This window comes from Pseudomonas parasichuanensis, from assembly GCF_021601385.1.
In the GTDB taxonomy this organism is placed as follows: Bacteria; Pseudomonadota; Gammaproteobacteria; order Pseudomonadales; family Pseudomonadaceae; genus Aquipseudomonas; species Aquipseudomonas parasichuanensis.
The window spans coordinates 1-1,627 of record NZ_BQHO01000071.1; the positions used below are offsets into that span (position 1 = coordinate 1).

Below are 1,627 nucleotides of genomic sequence, written 5' to 3' on the forward strand. Positions count from 1 at the left end.
GCATTAAGTTGACCGCCTGGGGAGTACGGCCGCAAGGTTAAAACTCAAATGAATTGACGGGGGCCCGCACAAGCGGTGGAGCATGTGGTTTAATTCGAAGCAACGCGAAGAACCTTACCAGGCCTTGACATGCAGAGAACTTTCCAGAGATGGATTGGTGCCTTCGGGAACTCTGACACAGGTGCTGCATGGCTGTCGTCAGCTCGTGTCGTGAGATGTTGGGTTAAGTCCCGTAACGAGCGCAACCCTTGTCCTTAGTTACCAGCACGTTATGGTGGGCACTCTAAGGAGACTGCCGGTGACAAACCGGAGGAAGGTGGGGATGACGTCAAGTCATCATGGCCCTTACGGCCTGGGCTACACACGTGCTACAATGGTCGGTACAGAGGGTTGCCAAGCCGCGAGGTGGAGCTAATCTCACAAAACCGATCGTAGTCCGGATCGCAGTCTGCAACTCGACTGCGTGAAGTCGGAATCGCTAGTAATCGCAAATCAGAATGTTGCGGTGAATACGTTCCCGGGCCTTGTACACACCGCCCGTCACACCATGGGAGTGGGTTGCACCAGAAGTAGCTAGTCTAACCTTCGGGAGGACGGTTACCACGGTGTGATTCATGACTGGGGTGAAGTCGTAACAAGGTAGCCGTAGGGGAACCTGCGGCTGGATCACCTCCTTAATCGACGACATCAGCCTGCTGATGAGCTCCCACACGAATTGCTTGATTCATGATGTAAAGACGATCAAGACCCTATATAGGTCTGTAGCTCAGTTGGTTAGAGCGCACCCCTGATAAGGGTGAGGTCGGCAGTTCAAATCTGCCCAGACCTACCAATATGCGGGGCCATAGCTCAGCTGGGAGAGCGCCTGCCTTGCACGCAGGAGGTCAGCGGTTCGATCCCGCTTGGCTCCACCACTTTCGCTGTACTTGATCAGAACTTAGAAATGAACATTCGGCAATGAATGTTGATTTCTGACTTTTGTCAGATCGTTCTTTAAAAATTCGGATATGTGATAGATAGACTGACACGCACTTTCACTGGTGTGTGATCAGGCTAAGGTAAAATTTGTGAGTTCTGCTCTTAATTGAGCGAAATGCGAATTTTCGGCGAATGTCGTCTTCACAGTATAACCAGATTGCTTGGGGTTATATGGTCAAGTGAAGAAGCGCATACGGTGGATGCCTTGGCAGTCAGAGGCGATGAAAGACGTGGTAGCCTGCGATAAGCTTTGGGGAGTCGGCAAACAGACTGTGATCCAGAGATCTCTGAATGGGGGAACCCAGCCAGCACAAGCTGGTTATCTTGTACTGAATACATAGGTGCAAGAGGCGAACCAGGGGAACTGAAACATCTAAGTACCCTGAGGAAAAGAAATCAACCGAGATTCCCTTAGTAGTGGCGAGCGAACGGGGACCAGCCCTTAAGTTGGTTTGAGATTAGTGGAACGCTCTGGAAAGTGCGGCCATAGTGGGTGATAGCCCCGTACACGAAAATCTCTTATCAATGAAATCGAGTAGGACGGAGCACGAGAAACTTTGTCTGAATATGGGGGGACCATCCTCCAAGGCTAAATACTACTGACTGACCGATAGTGAACCAGTACCGTGAGGGAAAGGCGAAAAGAACC

General features: G+C 51.0%; 2 tRNA genes and 2 rRNA genes. All 4 read left to right on the forward strand.

The features are described 5' to 3' along the window. Positions 1-677, forward strand: a 16S ribosomal RNA gene (locus L6D77_RS26960); the annotation flags it as partial. 78 nt (positions 678-755) lie between these two features. Beyond that, positions 756-832: transfer RNA gene (locus tag L6D77_RS26965), tRNA-Ile, on the forward strand. A 6-nt stretch (positions 833-838) separates the two neighbouring features. Continuing rightward, positions 839-914, forward strand: a tRNA-Ala gene (locus L6D77_RS26970). Positions 915-1,151: 237 nt separating this feature from the next. Beyond that, positions 1,152-1,627: ribosomal RNA gene (locus L6D77_RS26975) — 23S ribosomal RNA — on the forward strand; the annotation flags it as partial.